A 19,770-nucleotide genomic window follows, 5' to 3' on the forward strand; every position below is an offset into this window, starting at 1 on the left:
TTTTTATTTCTCCACGGATGAATCCGGGGGCTTGTATCCTGGATGCTTTCGGTCAAATAGGTTCGCAGCATCGGAATGCGAGTCCGCTAATTTAGATGAGGACTGAAGTCCGAACGATCAAACCTCTTGATTGAACTCCCAAAATCAATCGATTACCAATCTATAAAATCATCCTCATCAACCTCAGAAGATAACTCAGGAAAATCTTCCTCAGTTTCCAAGCTGAAACTGCCCGACTCCCAAATCTCTAAATCATCCGACAAATCGACAACTTGCCCCTCAAACATATCAGCCCATTGCCTGCTCGTATTCGCGACAGTTTGAGCATCAGCCCGCACTGCTACAGCCTTAGCATTTAAGTCATTCTGAGAGTTGGTAGAGCTGTTTGTCTGGTGCAGAGGTTCAGAAACATTTGGCACATTGGCAGCAGTATTTTCAGCCACTGAGGAGTGTTTTTGGTCTTCGGGCTCATCCCTATAAAAATCATCAATTATCTCAGACTCCACCGAGTTCTGCACCTGTTGATTAGCATCACTAACAGCAGGAGCATTTCTAGGATTTTCGGCAACACGTCCGTCAGAAGCTGCCCAATCCTGGGCGCGGGAACTATTAGTTTCAGCGAGATTTGTCAATCCCACTTTTACTGTTACTTGTCGGTTAAAAACTTGCACAAAAGCTTCTTCAATATTAGCTACTTTGTCTTTAACCATCTTGAGCAACGGCTGCGAACTAATCTTAACATAAGCACTATCATTGCTAAAAAATACGAGCTGTCCGTGTTGGCGCAGTAGCGATTGAGTCCCGTGGGGGCGCACGCGGTTAAGTACCTGTTCCCACACTCTTTCTAAATCAATTTCGCTGGCGGAATTAGTTTGTGAATAATTTGTTTCAGCAGTTGGTATGGGTGCGGAAATTGGTGCAGGAGTTGTGCTTTCTGTGCGATCGGCAACAGGTGGCGGCTGCGGTGGCAGATTTTGAGGTTTGGCTGCGGCAGGCTGTTCGATCGCAGGGATTTGACTGCCGAAATTTTGGGGAGATTTAGTAATATTTGGGGCTGGTTCGGCTGCTGGTTGCTGCTGAGTTCTAATGGCTGAGGGCAACAATCCCAACAGCGTTACTTCCAGCCACAATCGCGGCTGAGTCGTGTTTTTAATTTGTACTTCGTGGGTTTGCAAGTGTTTCTGACTTGCTAAAATTAACTCGGCGTCCCAATTACGCGCAAAATCGCAGAGTTTCCCCCAAGTTGCGGCGGTTAAAGCTACTAAATTTGACCGTTGTGGTGCTGCTTTGGCTATGAGCAAATCTCGGTAAAATCCGGCGAGACTTTGCAGCACGATTAGTGGTTCCCGTCCGCGATCCATGAGGTGGCGGGTCATGTCTATTAATGCTGTAGCGTTATCGTTCTCAATGGCTTGCAGCAGTTCCATCAAGTCATTTTCGGGGACTGCACCGACTAAATCCCAAACTTTTTCGACTGTTATTTGACCGGGAAATAAGCTGAGTTGATCGAGCAAGCTTTCGGCATCTCGCAGGCCTCCTTGGGCGATTTGAGCAACCATTTGTAGTGCATCGCTGGCAATATTAATATTTTCTAATTGGGCAATTTTGTGTAAGTGAGCGGTCATTGAGTCTAGGGGTATCCGGCGGAAGTCGAATTTTTGGCACCGAGAGATGATTGTTGGCAAGACTCTTTGTGGGTCGGTTGTGGCGAGGACGAATACGACGCGATCGGGCGGTTCTTCTAAGGTTTTTAATAAGGCATTAAATGCCTGGTTGCTGAGCATATGAACTTCGTCGATTACATATACTTTGTAGCGGCACTGTACGGGGGAAAATTGTGCTCGTTCGATTAAATCTCGAATGTTGTCTACTCCGGTATTGCTGGCTGCGTCAATTTCGATGACATCTAGTGTTGAACCTCGGGCAATTTCTTGACAAACGTTGCATTTGCCGCAGGGGGTGGGGGTGGGGCTGCTGGTAGAAATACAGTTGAGGGATTTGGCGAAAATTCTGGCACTGGAGGTTTTACCGGTGCCTCTGGGGCCGGTGAATAGATATGCTGGTGCTATGCGCTGTTGCAGGATGGCGCTGGTGAGGGTTTGGGCGATCGCCTCTTGGCCGACTAATTCGGCAAAAGTCTGGGGGCGATATTTGTGGTGTAGGGGTTCGTAGGTCACGATCGAATATTGGTGGTATTAGCTGTAATCTTAGCTAAGGTCACACAGTTCGATCGCACTGTCGCTCTACTCTCAAACTCAGCCCCCGCGGGCTCGCTCGGTGCTACGCAATCTGTGGCGTAGCAATTAGCACCTGTTCCGAAAGTCTGCGCCCCCATCCTCTGGGCGATCGACTGTTCTGCTTCCTGTTTTGGGCTGCTCGCTGCTAAAGTTACTATTAATTTATGTGTATTAAATTTTATTTTTTTACAAATAAACTTGCCCGAAGTAACTTTTTTTTTACCAGCATTGGTATAATCTGTTACAGACTATTCACCATTTGTTTTCACCGCTGCTCGATGGCGATTTTCCGATATTATGGGACGCTGCTTGCAGTTAAAGATAAAGTATTAATAAGAGGGTGCCTGTTCGAGTTGCAGAAATCCAGTTGTACAAAAATGGTGGTGGAATGATGTCAGGGTTGGTCGATCGAGTTGTACTGCCAGCTCTACTCTGGACTCCTGTATCAAGATAGCGTCAAAATTTACCCTTTAAAAGCCCATGTCAACCCAAATAATCCTTGTAGAATCAAGGTTGGCAGTAGCCTCTCCCAAACCTAAACCGGCTAAACCGGGAGATCCGTCCCCAGACCAACTCTTCATGGGAGCGTCGGGATTACTGTTGTTATTGCTGGTCGGTTTAGCTGTGTTTAGCAAGATCAAACTCGACGATTTGAGCAAGAAACTCAAATTTGAGGAGTTTAGAAACCGAGAACTCCAGAAAAAATACAAAATGGCTCTGGAAACAATGTCAAAAATGGAAAAAAATCCCGACCTCATCCACTCGCGAGACTTTAATTTAGACTACTTGAGGATGCGGATGGCGGAAGAAGTTTTTCACTTTGCCATTGTCAACCAGATTAAGGTAAAAGTCAAAGACAAAATTAGTATTGCCCTGCGTCCGACTCAGGGTGCAGTAGGAGATAAAAACGGGAATGCGGGGAGCGGCCGGCAAGTGGATTCGATGTTTGATATCGAATACGAAACTGGCGATCCGGCAGTAAAAATAGAAAAGCGAGTGCTGTTTCGGATTCAAATTAAGCTGATGAAACTGCCGACTCAGGCAACATCGGCGACGATCAATCAAATTATTGACTGTTTGGAAACTTATCTGAGTCCTTCAGACGATCACGACAGTTGGCAGCCGACTATTCAAGGTCGCATCGTTCATATTGAATGGGATCAAAAAGCCAAGCCGACGCCGATGTTGGTGCTGGAACAGTCAAATGAAGGGGTAAATGTTACGTTCAGGACGACGAGAACGCCGGCCGGCAGACCTGTCAAGGAAAATGACAGTCAGTTGGCAGGATCTAAGGGTCAAAAAAATAACAAAGGTAGTTCAAAAAATGCCACTAAAACTGGTACAAAAAGTCCTGCTAAGGTAGGGGGAAAGCGTCCGGGTTCTCGAAAATAATGTGAGATGAATTAATTTTGTTTGCCCGAAATAACACTTGTAGCAGGGTTTGTGGATGTGTCTTGTGCGAGGTAGCCGTCTTCCATGTGAATAATCCGATCGGCTATATCTAAAATCCGGTTGTCGTGAGTGACAAGTAAAATACTGCTGTGCTTGTAATGCAGCCAAACGTCGCATGATTTCTACGACATCTCGACCGGATTTGCTGTCTAGGGCTGCCGTGGGTTCGTCTGCTAATACTAATTTGGGTTGGCTGACTGAGGCGCGGGCGATCGCAACTCTTTGTTTTTGACCTCCAGAAAGACTGCCGGGATAATAATCTATTCTGTCACCCAAGCCTACAGCGTCCAACATTTCCTCTATTTTATCATTAGTTTCTTGGTCGGAAAGATGGCTGTGCAGTTCCAAGGACATTTGCACGTTTTGCCTAGCACTCAAGCATTTGAGCAAATTGTGAGCTTGGAAAATATAGCCGATGTCGCGGCGGACTTGAACTAATTTATTTTTGTTAGTTCCCCGCAATTCTGGGTCAAGAATTTTGAGACTGCCTTCTTGGATCGATCGCAAAGCTCCAATCAAGGTTAACAATGTAGTTTTACCAGAATGCGCCGAAAGATGCCCCTAAACTAAATAATCCCTGTACTGTAACCCGGCGGTTGCTAACTTCTGTTTCTACAGGTTTCCCCTGGCTGAAATATTCCACTACTGGCCAAAATTCCGGGCGCGAAGCTCGGTCAAATAAAACCACATCAGAAATTTTGATTTTTTCTAAATTATTTTCGATTTCCGGCATATCAAAAACCGGACGAGCGGGGTCAAAACCGATGACCATTAGTTGGCGCGTTTTGCTTTGTTTTGGATCGGGATTTTTCCACAATCCAAAACCTAGATATACCGGACTTATTTCGGTAACGCCATTAAAACTCAAAGCTTGATACAAGCGGCGCTGGGGGAAGCTTTTCATGGCTATTAAAGCCGTGGATTGGGTACTGGCAATAAAAATATCGCCTTTTAATTTTGAGTGAAAGCTGACGGAACTTTCAAATAGTGCGTCTCTAAATCCGAACTGCATAAACATTAGCAAATCTGCAAATCCTATGCCTGCTAGTGCGATTACTAAACGCATTTTTTCGCTGGTTAACTGTGCTCAAGCTAGCTGTATTTTTGCCATAATGTTTAATGAAGGAAGAGGGAAGAAGGACTTGGGCAGAACACCCGTATGTAGGGTGCGCCATAAGCACCTTACCTCCATAATGTTTAATGAAGGAAGAGGGAAGAAGGACTTGGGCAGAACACCAGTATGTAGGGTGCGCCATAAGCACCTTACCTCCATAAGTAGCGCGTCAAACCACTTTTTGCGCCCGAACTGAATGCAGAAGGAATAAACAAGAAATAAACCAGGAATTTTAATTAAAAAATAGTATTTTTTAGATATCTATTTTGACTTCTACCTGCAAGTTTGTCAGGGTTGCAACTTTTTTGCTGGATTCGGGATCGAGGCGAATTCAGACTTCGATCGCTCTGGCGTCGGTGTCGGCGGCAGGATCGGTATTTAGGACATCTTTTTTGCCGATTTGTTTGCTGATTTGAGCTACTGTTCCTTGTAAAGTACCGGCAAAAACTGCGCTGGTAACTGTGGCTGGCGCGCTGGCCGTTTCGTACTTTGGCGATGTCAGTTTCGTAAACTTCAGCTACGGCGTACATTTGATCGGTGTGGCCTAGTTCTATGATGCGGTCTTGAGTGTTGATGCGTTCTCCTGCTCGGGTGTGAACTTTGAGGAGGGAGCCGGATACGGGTGCTTTGACGTAGCTTAAGTTTAAGTCTACTTGGGCTTTTTGTTTGGTGGCGATCGCACTTTCGACAGCAGCTTGGGTGGCTTGTACGTCTTCGGGGCGAATTTCGCCTATTTGGTCGAGATTTGCTTGAGCTTGATTGATTTGTTCTCTCCCAGTTTCTATCTTTTGATTTAAGGTGGCTCTGGCTTGGTTAATTTCTTCGGTACCTGTTTCTAATTTGCGTTTAAGATTGGCTCGGGATTGATTGATTTCCTGCTTAAGTGTTTCTACTTTTTGTTTGAGATTGGCTTGACTTTCGACTATTTACTGTCGGAGTGTTTGGACGGTTTTTGCGATCGATAGCTTCAGCTTCTGTGACTTTGTGGGGAGCTGTATCTACTGCTAAGCGTTTGGTGTCGTAGGCGGAAGCAGAAATTGCGCCTGTTTCGGAGAGTTCTTGATTGCGTTTTTTCTCGGCTTCGGGGTTGGCTAATTCGGCTTTTAGTCGATCGACTGTAGCATTTTGAGAGCTAATTTCGCCGCGCACTTGAGCTTCGGGCCGCCCCAGTTTAGCTTACTGTACCTCGGTTTCTCTTTGCAGCCCGGCCTCAAATTTGGCAAGGTTCGCTTGTGCGGCTTCGGTTTCTCTTCGCAGTTGAGGTTGTAAGCGCGCGACATTCGCTCCTTCGCCTTCGGTTTCTCTTTGGACTTGAGCTTGAGATTTAGCAACTTCGGCTTTGACGGCGCCGATTTGACCTGTTTTTGCGCCTGCTTGAATTTTGGCTAATTCTGCTTGTTTGACTTTGACTTCTTTGTCAGCTTGTTGGAGGATGGCTTGGAGTCGATCGCGCGTATCGAGAACTGCTACAATCTGTCCTTGAGTGACGCGATCGCCTTCTTCCACCTTCAACTGTTCAATGCGCGCTCCCTCCGACGGCGAAGGCGCGGACAATTTAATCGCTTCTCCTTGTGGCGTCAACCTACCCAAAGCCGTAACACTGCTGCGAGTCGAAGCGGTATTTGCAGCAACAATTGCAGCCGCCGCTTTTAATTCTTCGGCTTTTCTAATTTGAGATACTTGCCAAAAACCGATTCCTGTGGTAAACAAAGTCGCGGCGATCGCTAAACCGATGATTCCGGGGCCTGGGGGTTTTTAAAATGATTGATCCTTGACCCGTGATTCCTTTGGCATAACTTATAAAGTAGGTGATTTCCTGATTAAGTTTTTTCACACCTACTGTTAAGTATTGTAAATTACTTTTAACTATTTAGGAAAATCAAACAGCACCTCAGTCATGTAATGTTCGGCCCAATCTTGACCGAAAGCTTTTTCGAGTACGCGGCGGGTTTTGTCATTTTGCTGCTGCTGGGTGCAGTAGTAAATTTGAGCATCGAGAATTTGCGATTCTTCGGATGCTGAAACTGGTTCGCAAGCGAGTGCGAGTTTGCAGTGAATTTCTACGTAGGATTCAACTATGTCCAGAAATCGGCTTTCTTCTTCCTGGGAATCGGGGCGGACAAACAAGCAAAATTCCGAGAAAATATCGCCCCATTCTGGAATTTGCCGGGGACAAGAAAATTGGTTAACGGGTAGAGTTTGCAGTTGGGCGCGGTAGGTTTCCGACAAAGTTCGATCTCGATTCAGGGGAGAAAGGTCTGCGATCGCGGCGCTAATTTGACCTTTGCCTGCTACGATATCGGTACCGAACATCGGCAAAGCATAATTTGGTTTGGGAAACATCACGCAGTGCAGGATATCCAGCAGCGGCCCGACTTTAGCCAGTTCGAGGTGTATTTTGCGGAATTGGGGGGTTTGATAGCAGCGGTTTTCAATGATCAGTTTTTCTCCTTCCAAGCGCCCTTCTACGTATCCCAACTCAGCGGGCAGGTTGTAGGGTTCGAGGTCGAGATACCGACGCCATACTGATTCTATCCGGTCTGCTAATTGGCGGATCAGAGGGTGTTGTTGCTCGCGGAGGGAAGGCTGGGAGATTTCTAACATTCCTAATTTATCGGGCGATCGCTTAATAAAACTTGATTCTACTGTTGCAAGATGCAGGAAAAAAGGTAGATACTTTTAAGGATACCAGCAGATTGACTTGCCGAACGAGCAAGTTTTACAGGAGATGAGTTTATGTTTGGTCTCGGATTGCCCGAAATGGGCATTATTGCGGTAGTGGCTATTCTCATTTTCGGCCCCAAGAAAATCCCTGAGTTGGGAAATGCTTTGGGAAAAACCTTGCGCAGTTTTAAGGAAGGGGTCGGTCAAGCGGACGATGAATCGGCCCTGAAGGAGAATCAGAAACAGGAAGAAGGTCAGCCCCCGGTGTAAAGAAAGTTGGTAATGACGAAGAGTCCTGATTTTTCAGGGCTCTTCCTCGGGAGCGCCACAGCTATTGTGGAAATTTTCGTTCTCTAACTTCTAGGGAATAATCTTTGACAGCTTGGGTAATTGTGTCTCGCAAATTAATGTAAGATTTTGCAAAAGGCGGTTGTTTGTCCGAAAGTCCCAATAAATCGGAAGTAACCAAAACTTGTCCGTCGCAGTGCGGCCCGGCGCCGATACCAATGGTGGGAACAGTTAATTTTTGGGTAATTTGAGCGGCTAAATCTGCGTCCATGTGTTCGAGGACGATCGCAAAAACACCAGCTTCTTCAAGTGCGATCGACTCGGCTTTGATGCGATCGGCAGATTCGGCAGTTTTGCCTTGTTTTTTGTAACCGAGTTGGTGTACCGACTGCGGAGTCAAGCCAACGTGACCCATTACCGGAATCCCTGCCGATGTTAGCTGCGAAACAGTCGCCGCCATTGCTGGATATCCGCCCTCCAATTTTACAGCTTGAGCGCCAGTTTCTTTCAAAACTCTTCCCGCCGAGTGCATCGCTTGTTGGGGACTTTCCTGGTAAGTTAAGAATGGCAAATCGACAACCATCAAGGCTTGTTTGACTCCGCGACGCACAGCTTTAGCGTGGTGCAGCATTTCATCGAGGGTGAGGGGGAGTGTTGTGTCGTAGCCCAAGACTGTCATGGCGAAGGAATCGCCGACGAGGATGATGTCTGTGCCGGCTTGGTCGAGTAGTTGGGCGATCGTACAATCATAAGCTGTCAGCGCCACAATTCGACGCCCTTGCTGTTTCCACTGAATAAGTTGATGAGTAGTGACTGTCATTTTAGTTGACTCTTAGACAATTAGATAATTAGTCGGTTGGAAACCGCGTCTATACAAACTTTCGTCCGGATGGTGCGCGGACTACAGAGTAATGGTTGAAAATTTTCGAGATTTTAGACGCGAATATAGCTTTGCATTCCTTCCACCGGCAAAACAATCAATCGCTGATTTTTCAAATCCGGTTCTAAACCCAAATCTTCGAGGGGAATTAAGCCGAGTAAAGGTTCTTCTCCTGCGGGAATTTCTACACAATCATACCTTCCCTCTCGTCCAGCTACGGCAAGACTGACATTTTTGAACAGACGAAATTGTCTCGCTCCTATTGCTGTATTTCCTTGGATTTCACCAACTAGGGTTAAACCTAATTGAGCGATAATATCTGCTGGTAAACATAGTCGAGTTGCGCCTGTATCTACAAGGACATTATCTATGGTGACAGAGCGTATTTGCTCTGGGGGGATGAACCCTCTTTCTGCTAGCATCTTGTCTACTTCGTTGGTGACGGTTATTGTTGCGGTGACTCTGCCCATTTTTTTATCCTTTTGTTTTGCTCTAGAATGTTTAGCTTGCTTTTTAACTCAATTATATACAATTCAGTGTGATTTTTTTATGGTTTGACGATATTTGTAACACAAATATATCATTATTTGTAACTGATTTTATAATCATACATCTTGGATGTTAATAGCAAAAATGCTCTCTAGATATTAATTGCCGAAGCTTTTTCCATTGTTGTTTAGAAACATCTGCGCGAGTTTTGTCACCGGATGGATCGCGGATAGTCCAAATTGTATCTGCAATGCGATCCTCTTCGTTGGCGTAGCCCCCGTAGGGGCGGGCTCCGCTAACGAGCGATCGCCCGTGAGAACGATAGTCGAAGTCCCAGAAAGCATCACCGGCGCAATCTCCGGGTGTAGCGATCGTGTAGCGCGATCGACTGTACGGCGAATCGCATTCCATTCGCGGATGTAGATAGGAGAATCGTCCGATCGCAATTTGCGATCGCCTAATTGAGGATTAACCTTGTAGAAAAACCAATCTGTAAGATTATCCACGGCTTGAGTTCGTGATTCTAAATCCCGCGCTGTAGCACTGTCTAGATTTGGGCAGAGAAACATGGCAAAAGTTAACATACACACTGCTGAAAACTTCGAGATTGACTCGATCGATCGCGATTTAATTAGCATAGTGATGCGCTCCAGTCTTATAGTCCACAATTAGAAAGAAACATCTCGCGTCGAATTGCTGACCATTCACTGATACCAATTTTATCGTTTTTGGGAATTGGCTGTCGGGTGCGTTGAGGATGGCGGCTGTAAAAAATTGTATCTGCAAGGCGATCGTAAGTTTGTTGGTAGGTTTCGCCGTTAATTACGGTGAATTCCCATCCGATGTCTCCTGGGCCCGGACTATTGCAGACTTCTTGGGCGGGCTTGACTCGCGGATCGATCGCCTCGCGCAATCTCCGCCATTGATTGCTATATTCGCGATCGTCCGTTTGGAGTTTGCGATTGTTTAACTGAGGATTAACCCTGTAGAATAGGATATCGGTTAATCGATCGATGGCTTGTTCTCGCGATTCGGCTTTAGCTGGATTGGGGCCCAGGAGGAGAAGTGCGATCGCAAGAGCACAAACCATTGACAATCTGGAGATGGGTTTAATTGACAGCAAGTCGATCGGCATAGTTATTTAACATTAATTCCTACTTCCAACTCAACCATCTTAACCAGCACTTACGAAAGAGTCCAGAAACCGGGTTTTTATCAAAATAATTCGTTGCAGTTCGTAGATTCCCCAAAAACCCAGTTTCTTTGGGCGGAGTGCGTAATTTTGGTCATTCCTGAAGTTCGGCTAATAGCTGTTTCCCGAAAGGATGTTCTTGCAAGTGCTCATATGTCAAATCTCCTTCACTGATTCCGTCCCGCCACAACCCAACATAATTATTCCAAACCGTGAGAATATTAGGATGATTTTCTCACGGTTTGCTGCAAAAAAATTCCACTGCTTGCAAATACAGCGGTTGGGCTTCCGAATACCTCCCTTTGTCATGATAAAGTGCGGCTAAATTGTTGAAGAAAGTGGCTAAAATAGGATGGTCTTCAGGGAGCGATCGCCTGTCTATTTCCATAGCTTGCAAATACAGCGGTTCCGCTTATGAATACCTTCCTTGGGATTGGTAAAGTCCGGCGAGGTAATTTAAACTACTGGATAATTCCAGTTCCATATCTAAATCTTGTTGAAGCCCGATCGCCTTTTGGAAACACTAGATCGCCAATTCATACTCTTTCTGAAAATTCTCGCACTCTCCCGACTCGATCCTTCTGTAATAAATCTTTCCCATACTGGCATAAAGACTTGCCAAACTGGGGTCTTCGAGTCCTTTTTTCTGTTCGGTTCGCGCGCTTAAAGCCTGCAAATCTTCCAGCGGAATCAAACTCGGCGGTTCGCGATTATCGCCTTCAACTAGCAATCGAAACGGTTCAAATTCCGTTTTGGAAACAGCGGCATTTTTTTTCGTATCAAACCGAAACACGCCTTTGGGCCAACTCCAAAAATCAGGAGATTCATTGCTAATCAAAACTTCAATTTGTCGCGTCACCCACAACACGATCGAAAACGGAAATTCCCGCAATCCTTCTCGCGTCCATTGCAAATAGCCAAAAAACACTTGTTGTTCCGATCGACTTTCGCCAATTTGTTTAAAAAACCGCAGTTTCTCCACACCCGTCACGGTGATAACGGCTTTTCCCCGCTGCTGCAAATACGCTTCTTGTGTGACTAAATTCGCAATTGCCGATCGCAAACTCGGTTCACCCCTAGCCAATTCTACCCGATAGCGGCGGATATCCGGTTCGAGTTCGGCTTCATAATCGGAGATAATGCGATCGCGACAGTCGCTATCATCGCAAACTGCAATTAGTAAGTTGAGAAAATCTTTACCCGCTTCAATTGACACGAGTAAATCATCATAATTATCTTGGTTTGGACTGTTGAGATCCGACATAATTGATTGTCATTATCTCAGTCCGCGCAGGCGGACTTCGTTTGTGTAGACGCGGTTTCAACCGCCGTTTCAATCGCCGTTTTAACCGCCTACGGCCGCAATCTCGTTAATTGTCGCCACCAAATCGGAAACTTTGCGAATAAACTCTTGTTTGATTTCTTCGCGAATTGTCGCATCAGCTTTTAACTTGCCTTGAATCATCTTAAACAAGTTAAATCCCACTGAACCGCTAGCGCCCAATTCGTCAATTTTAGTTTTATTTTTAGTGGCAAACCAGTTATAAAATGATTCTTTAATTGATTTTTTAATGGGAATTTGCTGCTTTTCGGCGGCATCCATCAACTGAACTGCGATCGCAAACAAGATATTGATATGATTGACATCCGACATTTCGGTCAAGTCGGAAATCGAGAAAAAGACAGTAAAATAGCGATCGTCCATCCGGCGACAAAACTCAGCCAACAGCGTAGACTTACCGCAACCGCGATGTCCGCTAAAAATAATTTTACCGCAACCGGAAGGGTCATCTTCGACTAATTGCTCTAATTCTTCGATCGCTTTCGTCCCATATTCTACGCGGAAGTTTGCCACTTCCTTCGGAGTTATCAGCGGCGATAACTCCATATTTGCATAGGCTGTCCGAAAGGATTCTAGTAATATTTTTGACATGGCACTCTGAGGTTATTATTTAATGTTATTCAAGATTATAAACTAATATTCATTAGTCGGCGTCCGGCGGACTTCGTTTGACAAGAAGCGGTTTCAACCGCCGAATCATCTACTTCCAACCCAACCACCGCAACAAAGGCACAACCAAATAGTGACTCACTCCCAAACAAAGCCCGATCGCACTTCCCAACAAACCAAAAAATGCAATGGAACTCCAAACCTGCAACCAGCCGAAGGAAGCACCAAACGACAGCGCCAAAATCCCCAAAAAACTTCCTGGAAAAATGCCCAAAGCATTCAAAAAAAGAAACATTGCCGTCGAACAACCAGCCACCACCAAAGCATGAACTAACTGATGGCTGCGCAAACCCATTCCCACAGTCAAAGAGGCGATCGCAAATGCCCCCAAAATAATCCCCTGCACGCCGCTAAAAGCAGTCGCTTCCATCCAGCACAAACCCGCCAACAAATAGCCCTGAGCACCCATCAATCCCGACAGCCAATACTGTTTTTGCTGGCGAAAACTCCCCGCATCTGTCAAACCTATCCCAGTACCCCAGCCCGCAAAAGCAAACAATAGCACTTCCGGCCCGACATCAAAATTCATATGAGGAATTAATTGGTGCAAACCTTCATTCAAAAAATTCGCAAATTCCGGGCCAATAGGTGAAGCATAGGCCAAAACCAAACCGCCGATCGCCCCCGCACTGCCCCCAATCCCACCGAGCACCATTTCCCAGCCGGTATCCAGAGAAGCTACCACGATTTGGGCGATCGCACCGAACACCAAAACCGTCAAACTTGCCGTTTTTTGCACCGCCGCCACTACGACTTGCCGGCCAAATTCCACAATAGCTTGACTGACAGGGGCGCTGGCAATTTTGCCCTTACTCTTAGCATAAATATCCTGCAAACGAGCTCGAACATCCGCCGCCGAAGCCGGACGCTGCTGTATATTCGATCGCACCATATCATCCAACAAATTCGCAAAAGCCGGACTCACAGACACAATATGTCGCCAGCGCAACTCCCCCGTCATCGGATCTTCAATTTCGGCCGGATACTTCCCCGTCAGCAAATGAATGCAAGTCCGTCCCAAAGCATAAAAATCCGTCGCCGGCACCACACCGCCGCCCACAATTTGTTCCGGCGGGCTGTACCCAGGCGAAATCAACCGCGTCGAGCTCGGAGAATCTTTCCCCGCCGGTTCGCCGCCCCCCATCTGTTTAACTCCCCCAAAGTCGATAGCCACCAACTGCAAACCGCCCAAACCCTTACTCAGTAACACTTGGGGCGAGTCCGGGTCTCGCAGCATCAAATTCGAGGGTTTAATGTCGCGGTGAATAATCTGACACCGATGCAACTCCTCTAAAATTTGCACAGCTTGACTCAGCCAGCTAAACACCCATTCCTGCGGACATCCCTGAGGGTAATCTTCCAGAATTTCTTCTAAAGTTTTGCCGTGAATCTTTTCCATTACCAAACAAGGCAAGCGCCTCGCTGCGGCATTTCCATCCCCGCCTCCCAAATTTTGGGTTTGCACGTGAAAATAACCGTCCGGCTCAACTCTTGGAACGCCGGGGTGCCGTAAAATAGCCAAAACCCAAGCTTCTTGCTCGAACAGTTTCAGCGCTTTCGGAGCAGTTTCGAGCATTACTTTCAGGACGCGATCGGTTTGAGTTTCTGCGTCCCAAACTGTGTAGATAGCTGCAAAACCCCCGGTACCGAGCGCTTGTAAAGGTATGTAGCGATTTTTTAGCCGCAGCGGAGTCCCGCAACTCTGACAAAAATTGTTGCCCCAAGTCTGAGGGTAAGGCCTTGGGCAATCTGGATTGATGCAGTGGACGGCTTGTGAAGGGGGGTGAGGCACAACCAGAGTAAAGATGGGGCTAGATATCCATAGTAGACTTACGTGCAGCTAACGCAGAAACCCGGTTTTGAGCGAGGTTAAATTGCTGTAACGACGGATTTGGTCTGAGAAACCAGGTTTGCGGCACAAGTCCTGTCCATATTATGTGCTATGCTGCCAACTTTTGACTTATAGGTACGACTTATAGGTACGTAGTTGCGCTTCAGCGCTCTTATATATAAGAGCGCTAAAGCGCAACTACGTACCTTTCGCGCTTCCAGACTCAGAAACCGGTTTCTGTGTATATTATTTCTCGTTAATCAACGCCAATTTTTCGTAAAAACCCGGTTTTTAGCCCCCTTACGGGATTTGATATTTGGGATTTGAGATTTGAGATTGCTACAATTTTCTATTGCAGTTGAGATCGATCGCCCACCATCATAAGTATTTATAACTAATCTTTTCCTACCCCCAACCCGAAATTTAACATCTAAAATTTAATCGATCTCCACCATAATTTTAAGTATTTATGACTATTTGTTTCTCCTTCTCCAATCTAAAATCTCCCATCTCAAATCTCAACTCTCATCGATCCCCAGCCCTTACCCCTGCATCCTTCGCCACTTTTGTTTGATAAGATATGTTACATAAAATTTCCTAATGTAAACTTAAATAAACAATACTTATGATGATTAAAAGAATATTAAAATTTCAGTGCGCCACTTTATTGATATATTTCTAAGAGCCTGCGATCGGGCAAAAAAATTAAGCGAATACTAGGAAGCGAGATATGGCTTACGCGCAAACCCAAACTCAATCAAAGGCTGGGTATAAAGCCGGAGTTCAAGACTATAAACTAACGTATTACACTCCGGACTACACGCCGAAAGATACAGATATTTTGGCAGCATTCCGCGTCACACCTCAGCCAGGAGTTCCCCCAGAAGAAGCTGGAGCTGCTGTGGCCGCTGAATCTTCCACCGGTACATGGACGACTGTTTGGACTGACCTCCTGACCGACCTCGACCGCTACAAAGGTCGCTGCTACGACATCGAGCCAGTCCCCGGCGAAGACAACCAATACATTTGCTTCATCGCTTATCCTTTGGATTTGTTTGAAGAAGGTTCCGTCACCAACTTGCTGACCTCTTTGGTCGGTAACGTGTTCGGTTTCAAAGCTCTGCGCGCTCTCCGTTTAGAAGACTTGCGGATTCCCATTGCTTACCTGAAAACATTCCAAGGCCCCCCTCACGGTATTACCGTTGAGCGGGACAAATTGAACAAGTACGGCCGTCCTTTGCTGGGTTGTACAATTAAGCCCAAATTGGGTCTGTCTGCTAAGAACTACGGCCGCGCCGTTTACGAAGTTCTACGCGGCGGTTTGGACTTCACCAAAGACGACGAAAACATCAACTCGCAACCGTTCATGCGTTGGCGCGATCGTTTCTTGTTCGTTCAAGAAGCTATTGAAAAAGCTCAAGCAGAAACCGGCGAAGTCAAGGGTCACTACTTAAACGTAACCGCCCCTACCTTTGAAGAAATGATGGAACGGGCTGAATTCGCCAAAGAAATCAAAACCCCGATCATCATGCACGACTACCTAACCGGTGGTTTCACTGCAAACACCAGCTTGGCAAAATGGTGCCGCAAAAACGGTATTTTGCTGCACATTCACCGCGCTATGCACGCCGTGATCGATCGTCAAAAGAACCACGGTATCCACTTCCGCGTGCTTGCCAAGTGCTTGCGGATGTCCGGCGGCGACCACCTGCACTCCGGTACAGTTGTGGGCAAACTCGAAGGCGAGAAAGGCATCACCATGGGCTTCGTAGACTTGATGCGCGAAGACCACATCGAAGAAGACCGCAGCCGCGGTATTTACTTCACCCAAGATTGGGCCTCCATGCCTGGTGTCATGCCAGTTGCATCCGGTGGTATCCACATCTGGCATATGCCAGCCTTGGTGGAAATCTTCGGCGACGACTCCTGCTTGCAGTTCGGCGGCGGCACCTTGGGCCACCCTTGGGGCAACGCACCTGGTGCAACAGCTAACCGCGTTGCTTTGGAAGCTTGCGTCCAAGCACGTAACGAAGGCCGCAACTTGATGCGCGAAGGCGGAGACATCATTCGCGAAGCTTGCAAATGGAGCCCTGAATTGGCTGTTGCTTGCGAACTTTGGAAAGAAATCAAGTTTGAATTTGAGGCAATGGATACCGTTTGATGATTTTGGGTTAGAGATTTTAGGTTTTAGGTCGCAAACTTGCTCTTAAGTCTTTATCTTTGAAGAAGATTAACAAGTAAGTTTGCATCCAAAATCTAAAATCCAATACCTAAAATTTGAGGGAGCTGGGGTCAAATGGATCTCAAACAAGTTGCGAAAGACACCGCTAAGGTGCTGGCAAGTTACCTAACCTATCAATCCGTGCGGATTGTGGTAGCTCAGTTGAGCGAAACTAATCCGGCTGAGGCAATCTGGCTGAACGACTTTTCCACCAAGGGCAAAATCCAAGATGGAGAAGCTTACATTCAAGAGTTGCTGAGGGAAAATCAAGATTTAGGATTTCGGATCATGACTGTGCGAGAATATCTGGCTCACGATGTGACAGAATTTTTGCCAGAAATGGTTTGTACTGGCATTCAACAGTCGAATATGGAACACAGACGCCAGCATTTGGAGCGAATTACGCAGCTTAATTGGTCTGTGGCTAGCAGCAATCCTGAAACATCCTCAATAGATTCTGAACCGAATCTGGATAATTTGTCGAGTTAATCGATCGACAAGTGCGATCGAACACACACCTTAGAGATACAAAAAATGAGAACTTTACCAAAAGAGCGTCGTTACGAAACTCTGTCCTATTTGCCCCCGCTGACAGACGCCCAAATTGCCAAGCAACTGCAATACATCTTGGATCAAGGCTACATCCCCGGCGTTGAATTCAACGAAACCTCAGCCGCTGAAATGCGCTATTGGACTCTTTGGAAGTTGCCTTTATTTGGTGCTCGCAGCGTCCAAGAAATCATGACCGAAATTCAAGCTTGCCGCCAAGAAAACCCTAGCTGCTACATCCGCGTCATGGGTTTTGACAACGTGAAGCAGTGCCAAGTGCTCAGCTTCATCGTCCACAAGCCTAACGCCAGAGGCTACTAAAAATAGTTATCCCCTTTGATGATTCGGCGATTGAAATCGCTGCTACACAAACGAAGTCCGCCTGCGCGGACTGAAGAAATAAAGGGGGATTTAGTATAAGATTTGAGGTGGGGAATACTCCTTGCCTCATTTTTTATAGCTTGCAAATAGCTTTTAAAACTTGCAGCAACAAAATTGAAGGTTCAGGTTCCATCAAAGTCAGAAACGGCATTAGCTGATAGGTTGGGGGATTTCCTCTGCGAATATTGACAAACTGATAAAACTCTCCGCTAGTTGCCAATCCCCAAATAGACTCTTGATATTCTAAACTTTTACAGGCGTAAGTTAGAAGTTGGGGCAAACCTGCGCGGGGAGCAATTAGACTATTTTTAGATTCAATTACTAAAATCCAAAATGGTATATCAGCAACAATTTGTTTCTCTTTATTGATTGCTAAAATGTCAAATCTGCCTGTAATCGTTGTGTCTTCCTCTTCTATAGTTATGTTAGCAATGTCTTGTTCTAGACTCATCTTGATTGGGCGGCGGTAGAAGCCAGCCAATCGCATTAAGGGAAAGGTAGTTAAAGCTTGTACGAGTCCTTCAGAGACTCTTTCCACTGAGAGGTATTCGCGAAAATCGCTGCGAATTTGGGCGAGTTCTAACTGTTCTATCTCTGTTAAGGATTCTAAGGACAAAAAGGTTGTGTACGTGTCATTATTAAGCTGCTCTTGGAATTTCAAAAATTGACTAACTTCAGAGAGCGTTATATTTTTGGCGTTAATAGTTGTTGTCATGTTTGATAGTTATTTAAGTTTTAATTATAATTCTAACATAGAGATTGTGGTATCTTGATTTCTTAGTCCGCCTCCGCGGACGCAAGTTTGTGTAGACGCGATTTCAATCGCCGGGTGACAAATGGGATAACTACAAACCTAATCTATCCTTTCCATCACAATCTCATCAACTATTTCATAACCCCAATTAAAATGTCGATTTGCCAACTGCTGGGCCATATCATATTCGCCCAAATTGCAGAGTTCAACTAATTTTTGATATCCCTCATCTTTCTCTCGCTGCAATCTTTCCCGCCGCAGATTTTCCCGAGTTTCCTCATCAGGATTTGGTCGCTCTTCCCCCAGCGGATTAATCTCGCTAATTCGTTTCATATGCGCCTCTTAAAAAGGGATTGATTCGACTATTTCACCGTCTACTATTTCGTAGCCCCAGTCTGGATTTGCAGCGATTTGTTTTTCAATTATACTGCGACCGAGAGGCGTATTGTAAGCTTTTTGTAAAGCAGAAATACTGGGAATTTCGGCGGGAGTTGGCGATGCTGTTTCTGGAAGTTTTGGCGGTTCTGGTATCGGGTCAGATGTGGATTGATTGAGGGCAAATTGCGGTGCGATCGCCCCTAATTTCCGCATCACGCTATCCTTGGTGATTTGCGGTTTTTCGTTGAAGGAAGACGGCAGATATGGTGTGTCAACGCCCTGCTGTTTTGCTTTGAGGGCATCATCCGCAAGGCGATCGCACTTTCGCAAAAAACCCTCCCACAAATCTTTCCCCAAAACCGGATTTCTCAAGTCACTACGAGCCTTAGAAACAGCCGCTTCCAGCGGTTCACCTTTGTGGACATAATACTGAATTCGCTCCTCTTCAAAGGCCGGATAAGGCACTTCTGGTGCGATTTCCCAATCTCGCTTCACCTTCTGACTTTCACCTAAAGGAATGCCCGCCATAAATTCATCCCAAAAAGTCGAAGCTAAGCCCTTGGTGATGCTATCAATAATTTTAAATGCCCATCCCGAAGGATTGCCAAAACCCAAGTTCCGTTCTTGAGCATAAGCTTCTAAAGCGCGTTGAAAATTGTGCAGTTGTTCTTGAGAGTTCCAAGGGCCACTGAATCGGTAATTTGCAGTGACAGCCACGGCTATTTGTTGGCGCGGTTGACCGAAGAATTTGTCGGTTTTAATACTAGGATTAGATGTAGAATTATCGGGAACTATATCTACAGGATAATTGAGGCTTTTAGGGAGAGTTTGTGTTATGATATCTTCAGGATTGGCTGTGAAATAACTATTAATCTTTGACTCAAACGCGTCAACATCTGCCCAGAGTTCTAGGGTTTCGGTGTGGAGATTTAGTAGTTTTTCTTTCAAGAAAAATCGCGCTTTTAGTTGCTGTATCGCCAATTCCTGTTCTTCGGGATTTAAACCAGTGGCTTTTTCAATTTCAGCGGTGTTAGTTTGCACCCAATTGTCGGAATTGGCAAGTTGAGATTGCCATTGAAATAATTGGCACAGCAAAATACTGGCTGTGACACCCCCGGTAATCTTAGCTAATTTGGGATAATAGATTAGGGGATTTCCGAGATTTCCTAAAAATAATCCTATTTGCATTTTATATATTCTCGTTTAATGAATGTCGCTTGTTGTCAAGTCTAGATCCCCCTAAATCCCCCTTAAGAAGGGGGACTTTGAGAACACTCTTGTCCCCCCCTTCTTAAGGGGGGTTAGGGGGGATCGAAAGTCTAATTGGAG

Annotated in this window: 22 protein-coding genes and 1 pseudogene; 5 read left to right on the forward strand and 18 right to left on the reverse strand. The window is 45.9% G+C overall.

The features are described 5' to 3' along the window. Positions 1-152: 152 nt before the first annotated feature. A complete protein-coding gene (locus tag QT974_RS12315; protein WP_333468767.1) occupies positions 153-2,177 on the reverse strand; it encodes a DNA polymerase III subunit gamma/tau in 2,025 nt (674 codons plus the stop codon). 540 nt (positions 2,178-2,717) lie between these two features. On the opposite strand from QT974_RS12315, the gene QT974_RS12320 reads away from it, so the two are divergent. Beyond that, positions 2,718-3,629, forward strand: coding sequence for a hypothetical protein (locus QT974_RS12320; RefSeq protein WP_333468768.1), 912 nt, complete (start codon positions 2,718-2,720; stop codon positions 3,627-3,629). An 11-nt stretch (positions 3,630-3,640) separates the two neighbouring features. On the opposite strand, the pseudogene QT974_RS12325 reads toward QT974_RS12320, so the two are convergent. The 6 genes and pseudogenes from QT974_RS12325 to QT974_RS12350 form a co-directional block, all read right to left on the reverse strand. Then, positions 3,641-4,232: pseudogene (locus tag QT974_RS12325) on the reverse strand (ATP-binding cassette domain-containing protein); the annotation flags it as partial. After that, positions 4,225-4,755, reverse strand: coding sequence for a hypothetical protein (locus QT974_RS12330; protein ID WP_333468769.1), 531 nt, complete (start codon positions 4,753-4,755; stop codon positions 4,225-4,227). The pseudogene QT974_RS12325 and the gene QT974_RS12330, both read right to left, overlap by 8 nt. A 284-nt stretch (positions 4,756-5,039) precedes the next feature. Further along, positions 5,040-5,729, reverse strand: coding sequence for an efflux RND transporter periplasmic adaptor subunit (locus QT974_RS12335; protein WP_333468786.1), 690 nt, complete (start codon positions 5,727-5,729; stop codon positions 5,040-5,042). After that, positions 5,683-5,952: a hypothetical protein gene (locus QT974_RS12340; RefSeq protein ID WP_333468770.1), complete on the reverse strand. Its 270-nt coding sequence runs from the start codon at positions 5,950-5,952 to the stop codon at positions 5,683-5,685. Before QT974_RS12340 ends, QT974_RS12335 begins: the two co-directional genes overlap by 47 nt. A gap of 27 nt (positions 5,953-5,979) precedes the next feature. Next, complete coding sequence (locus QT974_RS12345; RefSeq protein WP_333468771.1) at positions 5,980-6,513, reverse strand: biotin/lipoyl-binding protein; 534 nt, start codon at positions 6,511-6,513, stop codon at positions 5,980-5,982. A 156-nt stretch (positions 6,514-6,669) separates the two neighbouring features. Then, the gene (locus QT974_RS12350) at positions 6,670-7,407 is read right to left on the reverse strand and encodes a phycocyanobilin:ferredoxin oxidoreductase (protein WP_333468772.1); all 738 of its coding nucleotides are present in this window, start codon (positions 7,405-7,407) and stop codon (positions 6,670-6,672) included. A 132-nt stretch (positions 7,408-7,539) separates the two neighbouring features. Here QT974_RS12350 and tatA point away from each other — a divergent pair, with 132 nt between their 5' ends. Continuing rightward, positions 7,540-7,737 carry a twin-arginine translocase TatA/TatE family subunit gene (gene tatA, locus QT974_RS12355; RefSeq protein ID WP_333468773.1) on the forward strand — a complete coding sequence of 66 codons (198 nt, stop codon included), beginning with the start codon at positions 7,540-7,542 and terminating at the stop codon, positions 7,735-7,737. 61 nt (positions 7,738-7,798) lie between these two features. Here tatA and panB read toward each other — a convergent pair whose 3' ends face one another. The 8 genes from panB to QT974_RS12395 form a co-directional block, all read right to left on the reverse strand. Continuing rightward, a complete protein-coding gene (gene panB / locus QT974_RS12360) occupies positions 7,799-8,575 on the reverse strand; it encodes a 3-methyl-2-oxobutanoate hydroxymethyltransferase (RefSeq protein WP_333468774.1) in 777 nt (258 codons plus the stop codon). Positions 8,576-8,688: 113 nt separating this feature from the next. Further along, on the reverse strand, positions 8,689-9,105 hold the full coding sequence (locus QT974_RS12365) for an aspartyl protease family protein (RefSeq protein WP_333468775.1): 417 nt from the start codon (positions 9,103-9,105) through the stop codon (positions 8,689-8,691). 177 nt (positions 9,106-9,282) lie between these two features. After that, on the reverse strand, positions 9,283-9,762 hold the full coding sequence (locus tag QT974_RS12370; protein ID WP_333468776.1) for a hypothetical protein: 480 nt from the start codon (positions 9,760-9,762) through the stop codon (positions 9,283-9,285). 17 nt (positions 9,763-9,779) lie between these two features. Beyond that, the gene (locus QT974_RS12375; RefSeq protein ID WP_333468777.1) at positions 9,780-10,259 is read right to left on the reverse strand and encodes a hypothetical protein; all 480 of its coding nucleotides are present in this window, start codon (positions 10,257-10,259) and stop codon (positions 9,780-9,782) included. Between the two features lie 292 nt (positions 10,260-10,551). Continuing rightward, complete coding sequence (locus QT974_RS12380) at positions 10,552-10,719, reverse strand: tetratricopeptide repeat protein (RefSeq protein WP_333468787.1); 168 nt, start codon at positions 10,717-10,719, stop codon at positions 10,552-10,554. A 120-nt stretch (positions 10,720-10,839) separates the two neighbouring features. Next, positions 10,840-11,580 carry a hypothetical protein gene (locus tag QT974_RS12385; protein WP_333468778.1) on the reverse strand — a complete coding sequence of 247 codons (741 nt, stop codon included), beginning with the start codon at positions 11,578-11,580 and terminating at the stop codon, positions 10,840-10,842. An 81-nt stretch (positions 11,581-11,661) separates the two neighbouring features. Further along, a complete protein-coding gene (locus QT974_RS12390; protein WP_333468779.1) occupies positions 11,662-12,249 on the reverse strand; it encodes an ATP-binding protein in 588 nt (195 codons plus the stop codon). Between the two features lie 109 nt (positions 12,250-12,358). Then, on the reverse strand, positions 12,359-14,119 hold the full coding sequence (locus tag QT974_RS12395; RefSeq protein WP_333468780.1) for a serine/threonine-protein kinase: 1,761 nt from the start codon (positions 14,117-14,119) through the stop codon (positions 12,359-12,361). Positions 14,120-14,888: 769 nt separating this feature from the next. On the opposite strand from QT974_RS12395, the gene QT974_RS12400 reads away from it, so the two are divergent. The 3 genes from QT974_RS12400 to QT974_RS12410 all read left to right on the forward strand — a co-directional run bounded on the left by QT974_RS12400 (position 14,889) and on the right by QT974_RS12410 (position 17,249). Further along, entirely contained in the window at positions 14,889-16,319 is a 1,431-nt protein-coding gene (locus tag QT974_RS12400; protein WP_333468781.1) for a form I ribulose bisphosphate carboxylase large subunit, read from the forward strand. Between the two features lie 135 nt (positions 16,320-16,454). Further along, a complete protein-coding gene (rcbX, locus tag QT974_RS12405) occupies positions 16,455-16,868 on the forward strand; it encodes a RuBisCO chaperone RbcX (protein ID WP_333468782.1) in 414 nt (137 codons plus the stop codon). Between the two features lie 45 nt (positions 16,869-16,913). Continuing rightward, positions 16,914-17,249: a ribulose bisphosphate carboxylase small subunit gene (locus tag QT974_RS12410; protein WP_333462288.1), complete on the forward strand. Its 336-nt coding sequence runs from the start codon at positions 16,914-16,916 to the stop codon at positions 17,247-17,249. 133 nt (positions 17,250-17,382) lie between these two features. Here the strand turns inward: QT974_RS12410 and QT974_RS12415 are convergent, their stop codons facing one another. From QT974_RS12415 to QT974_RS12425, 3 genes are all read right to left on the reverse strand, one after another. Next, positions 17,383-18,024: a restriction endonuclease subunit R gene (locus QT974_RS12415; protein ID WP_333468783.1), complete on the reverse strand. Its 642-nt coding sequence runs from the start codon at positions 18,022-18,024 to the stop codon at positions 17,383-17,385. 138 nt (positions 18,025-18,162) lie between these two features. Further along, positions 18,163-18,396 (reverse strand): hypothetical protein, encoded by a 234-nt coding sequence (locus QT974_RS12420; RefSeq protein WP_333468784.1) that lies wholly within the window; start codon positions 18,394-18,396, stop codon positions 18,163-18,165. Between the two features lie 9 nt (positions 18,397-18,405). Then, complete coding sequence (locus QT974_RS12425) at positions 18,406-19,629, reverse strand: hypothetical protein (RefSeq protein ID WP_333468785.1); 1,224 nt, start codon at positions 19,627-19,629, stop codon at positions 18,406-18,408. Positions 19,630-19,770 lie beyond the last annotated feature (141 nt).

It is taken from the genome of Microcoleus sp. BM001215392, assembly GCF_036700185.1.
GTDB lineage: Bacteria > Cyanobacteriota > Cyanobacteriia > Cyanobacteriales > Microcoleaceae > Microcoleus.

What these genes read in the sequence shown, in the direction of transcription:
- QT974_RS12320 (WP_333468768.1), top strand. Translation starts at nt 2,718, where the DNA reads ATGTCAACCCAAATAATCCTTGTAGAATCAAGGTTGGCAGTAGCCTCT.
- QT974_RS12330 (WP_333468769.1), bottom strand. Translation starts at nt 4,755, where the DNA reads ATGCGTTTAGTAATCGCACTAGCAGGCATAGGATTTGCAGATTTGCTA.
- QT974_RS12350 (WP_333468772.1), bottom strand. Translation starts at nt 7,407, where the DNA reads ATGTTAGAAATCTCCCAGCCTTCCCTCCGCGAGCAACAACACCCTCTG.
- tatA (WP_333468773.1), top strand. Translation starts at nt 7,540, where the DNA reads ATGTTTGGTCTCGGATTGCCCGAAATGGGCATTATTGCGGTAGTGGCT.
- panB (WP_333468774.1), bottom strand. Translation starts at nt 8,575, where the DNA reads ATGACAGTCACTACTCATCAACTTATTCAGTGGAAACAGCAAGGGCGT.
- QT974_RS12365 (WP_333468775.1), bottom strand. Translation starts at nt 9,105, where the DNA reads ATGGGCAGAGTCACCGCAACAATAACCGTCACCAACGAAGTAGACAAG.
- QT974_RS12370 (WP_333468776.1), bottom strand. Translation starts at nt 9,762, where the DNA reads ATGCTAATTAAATCGCGATCGATCGAGTCAATCTCGAAGTTTTCAGCA.
- QT974_RS12375 (WP_333468777.1), bottom strand. Translation starts at nt 10,259, where the DNA reads ATGCCGATCGACTTGCTGTCAATTAAACCCATCTCCAGATTGTCAATG.
- QT974_RS12385 (WP_333468778.1), bottom strand. Translation starts at nt 11,580, where the DNA reads ATGTCGGATCTCAACAGTCCAAACCAAGATAATTATGATGATTTACTC.
- QT974_RS12390 (WP_333468779.1), bottom strand. Translation starts at nt 12,249, where the DNA reads ATGTCAAAAATATTACTAGAATCCTTTCGGACAGCCTATGCAAATATG.
- QT974_RS12400 (WP_333468781.1), top strand. Translation starts at nt 14,889, where the DNA reads ATGGCTTACGCGCAAACCCAAACTCAATCAAAGGCTGGGTATAAAGCC.
- rcbX (WP_333468782.1), top strand. Translation starts at nt 16,455, where the DNA reads ATGGATCTCAAACAAGTTGCGAAAGACACCGCTAAGGTGCTGGCAAGT.
- QT974_RS12410 (WP_333462288.1), top strand. Translation starts at nt 16,914, where the DNA reads ATGAGAACTTTACCAAAAGAGCGTCGTTACGAAACTCTGTCCTATTTG.
- QT974_RS12415 (WP_333468783.1), bottom strand. Translation starts at nt 18,024, where the DNA reads ATGACAACAACTATTAACGCCAAAAATATAACGCTCTCTGAAGTTAGT.
- QT974_RS12420 (WP_333468784.1), bottom strand. Translation starts at nt 18,396, where the DNA reads ATGAAACGAATTAGCGAGATTAATCCGCTGGGGGAAGAGCGACCAAAT.
- QT974_RS12425 (WP_333468785.1), bottom strand. Translation starts at nt 19,629, where the DNA reads ATGCAAATAGGATTATTTTTAGGAAATCTCGGAAATCCCCTAATCTAT.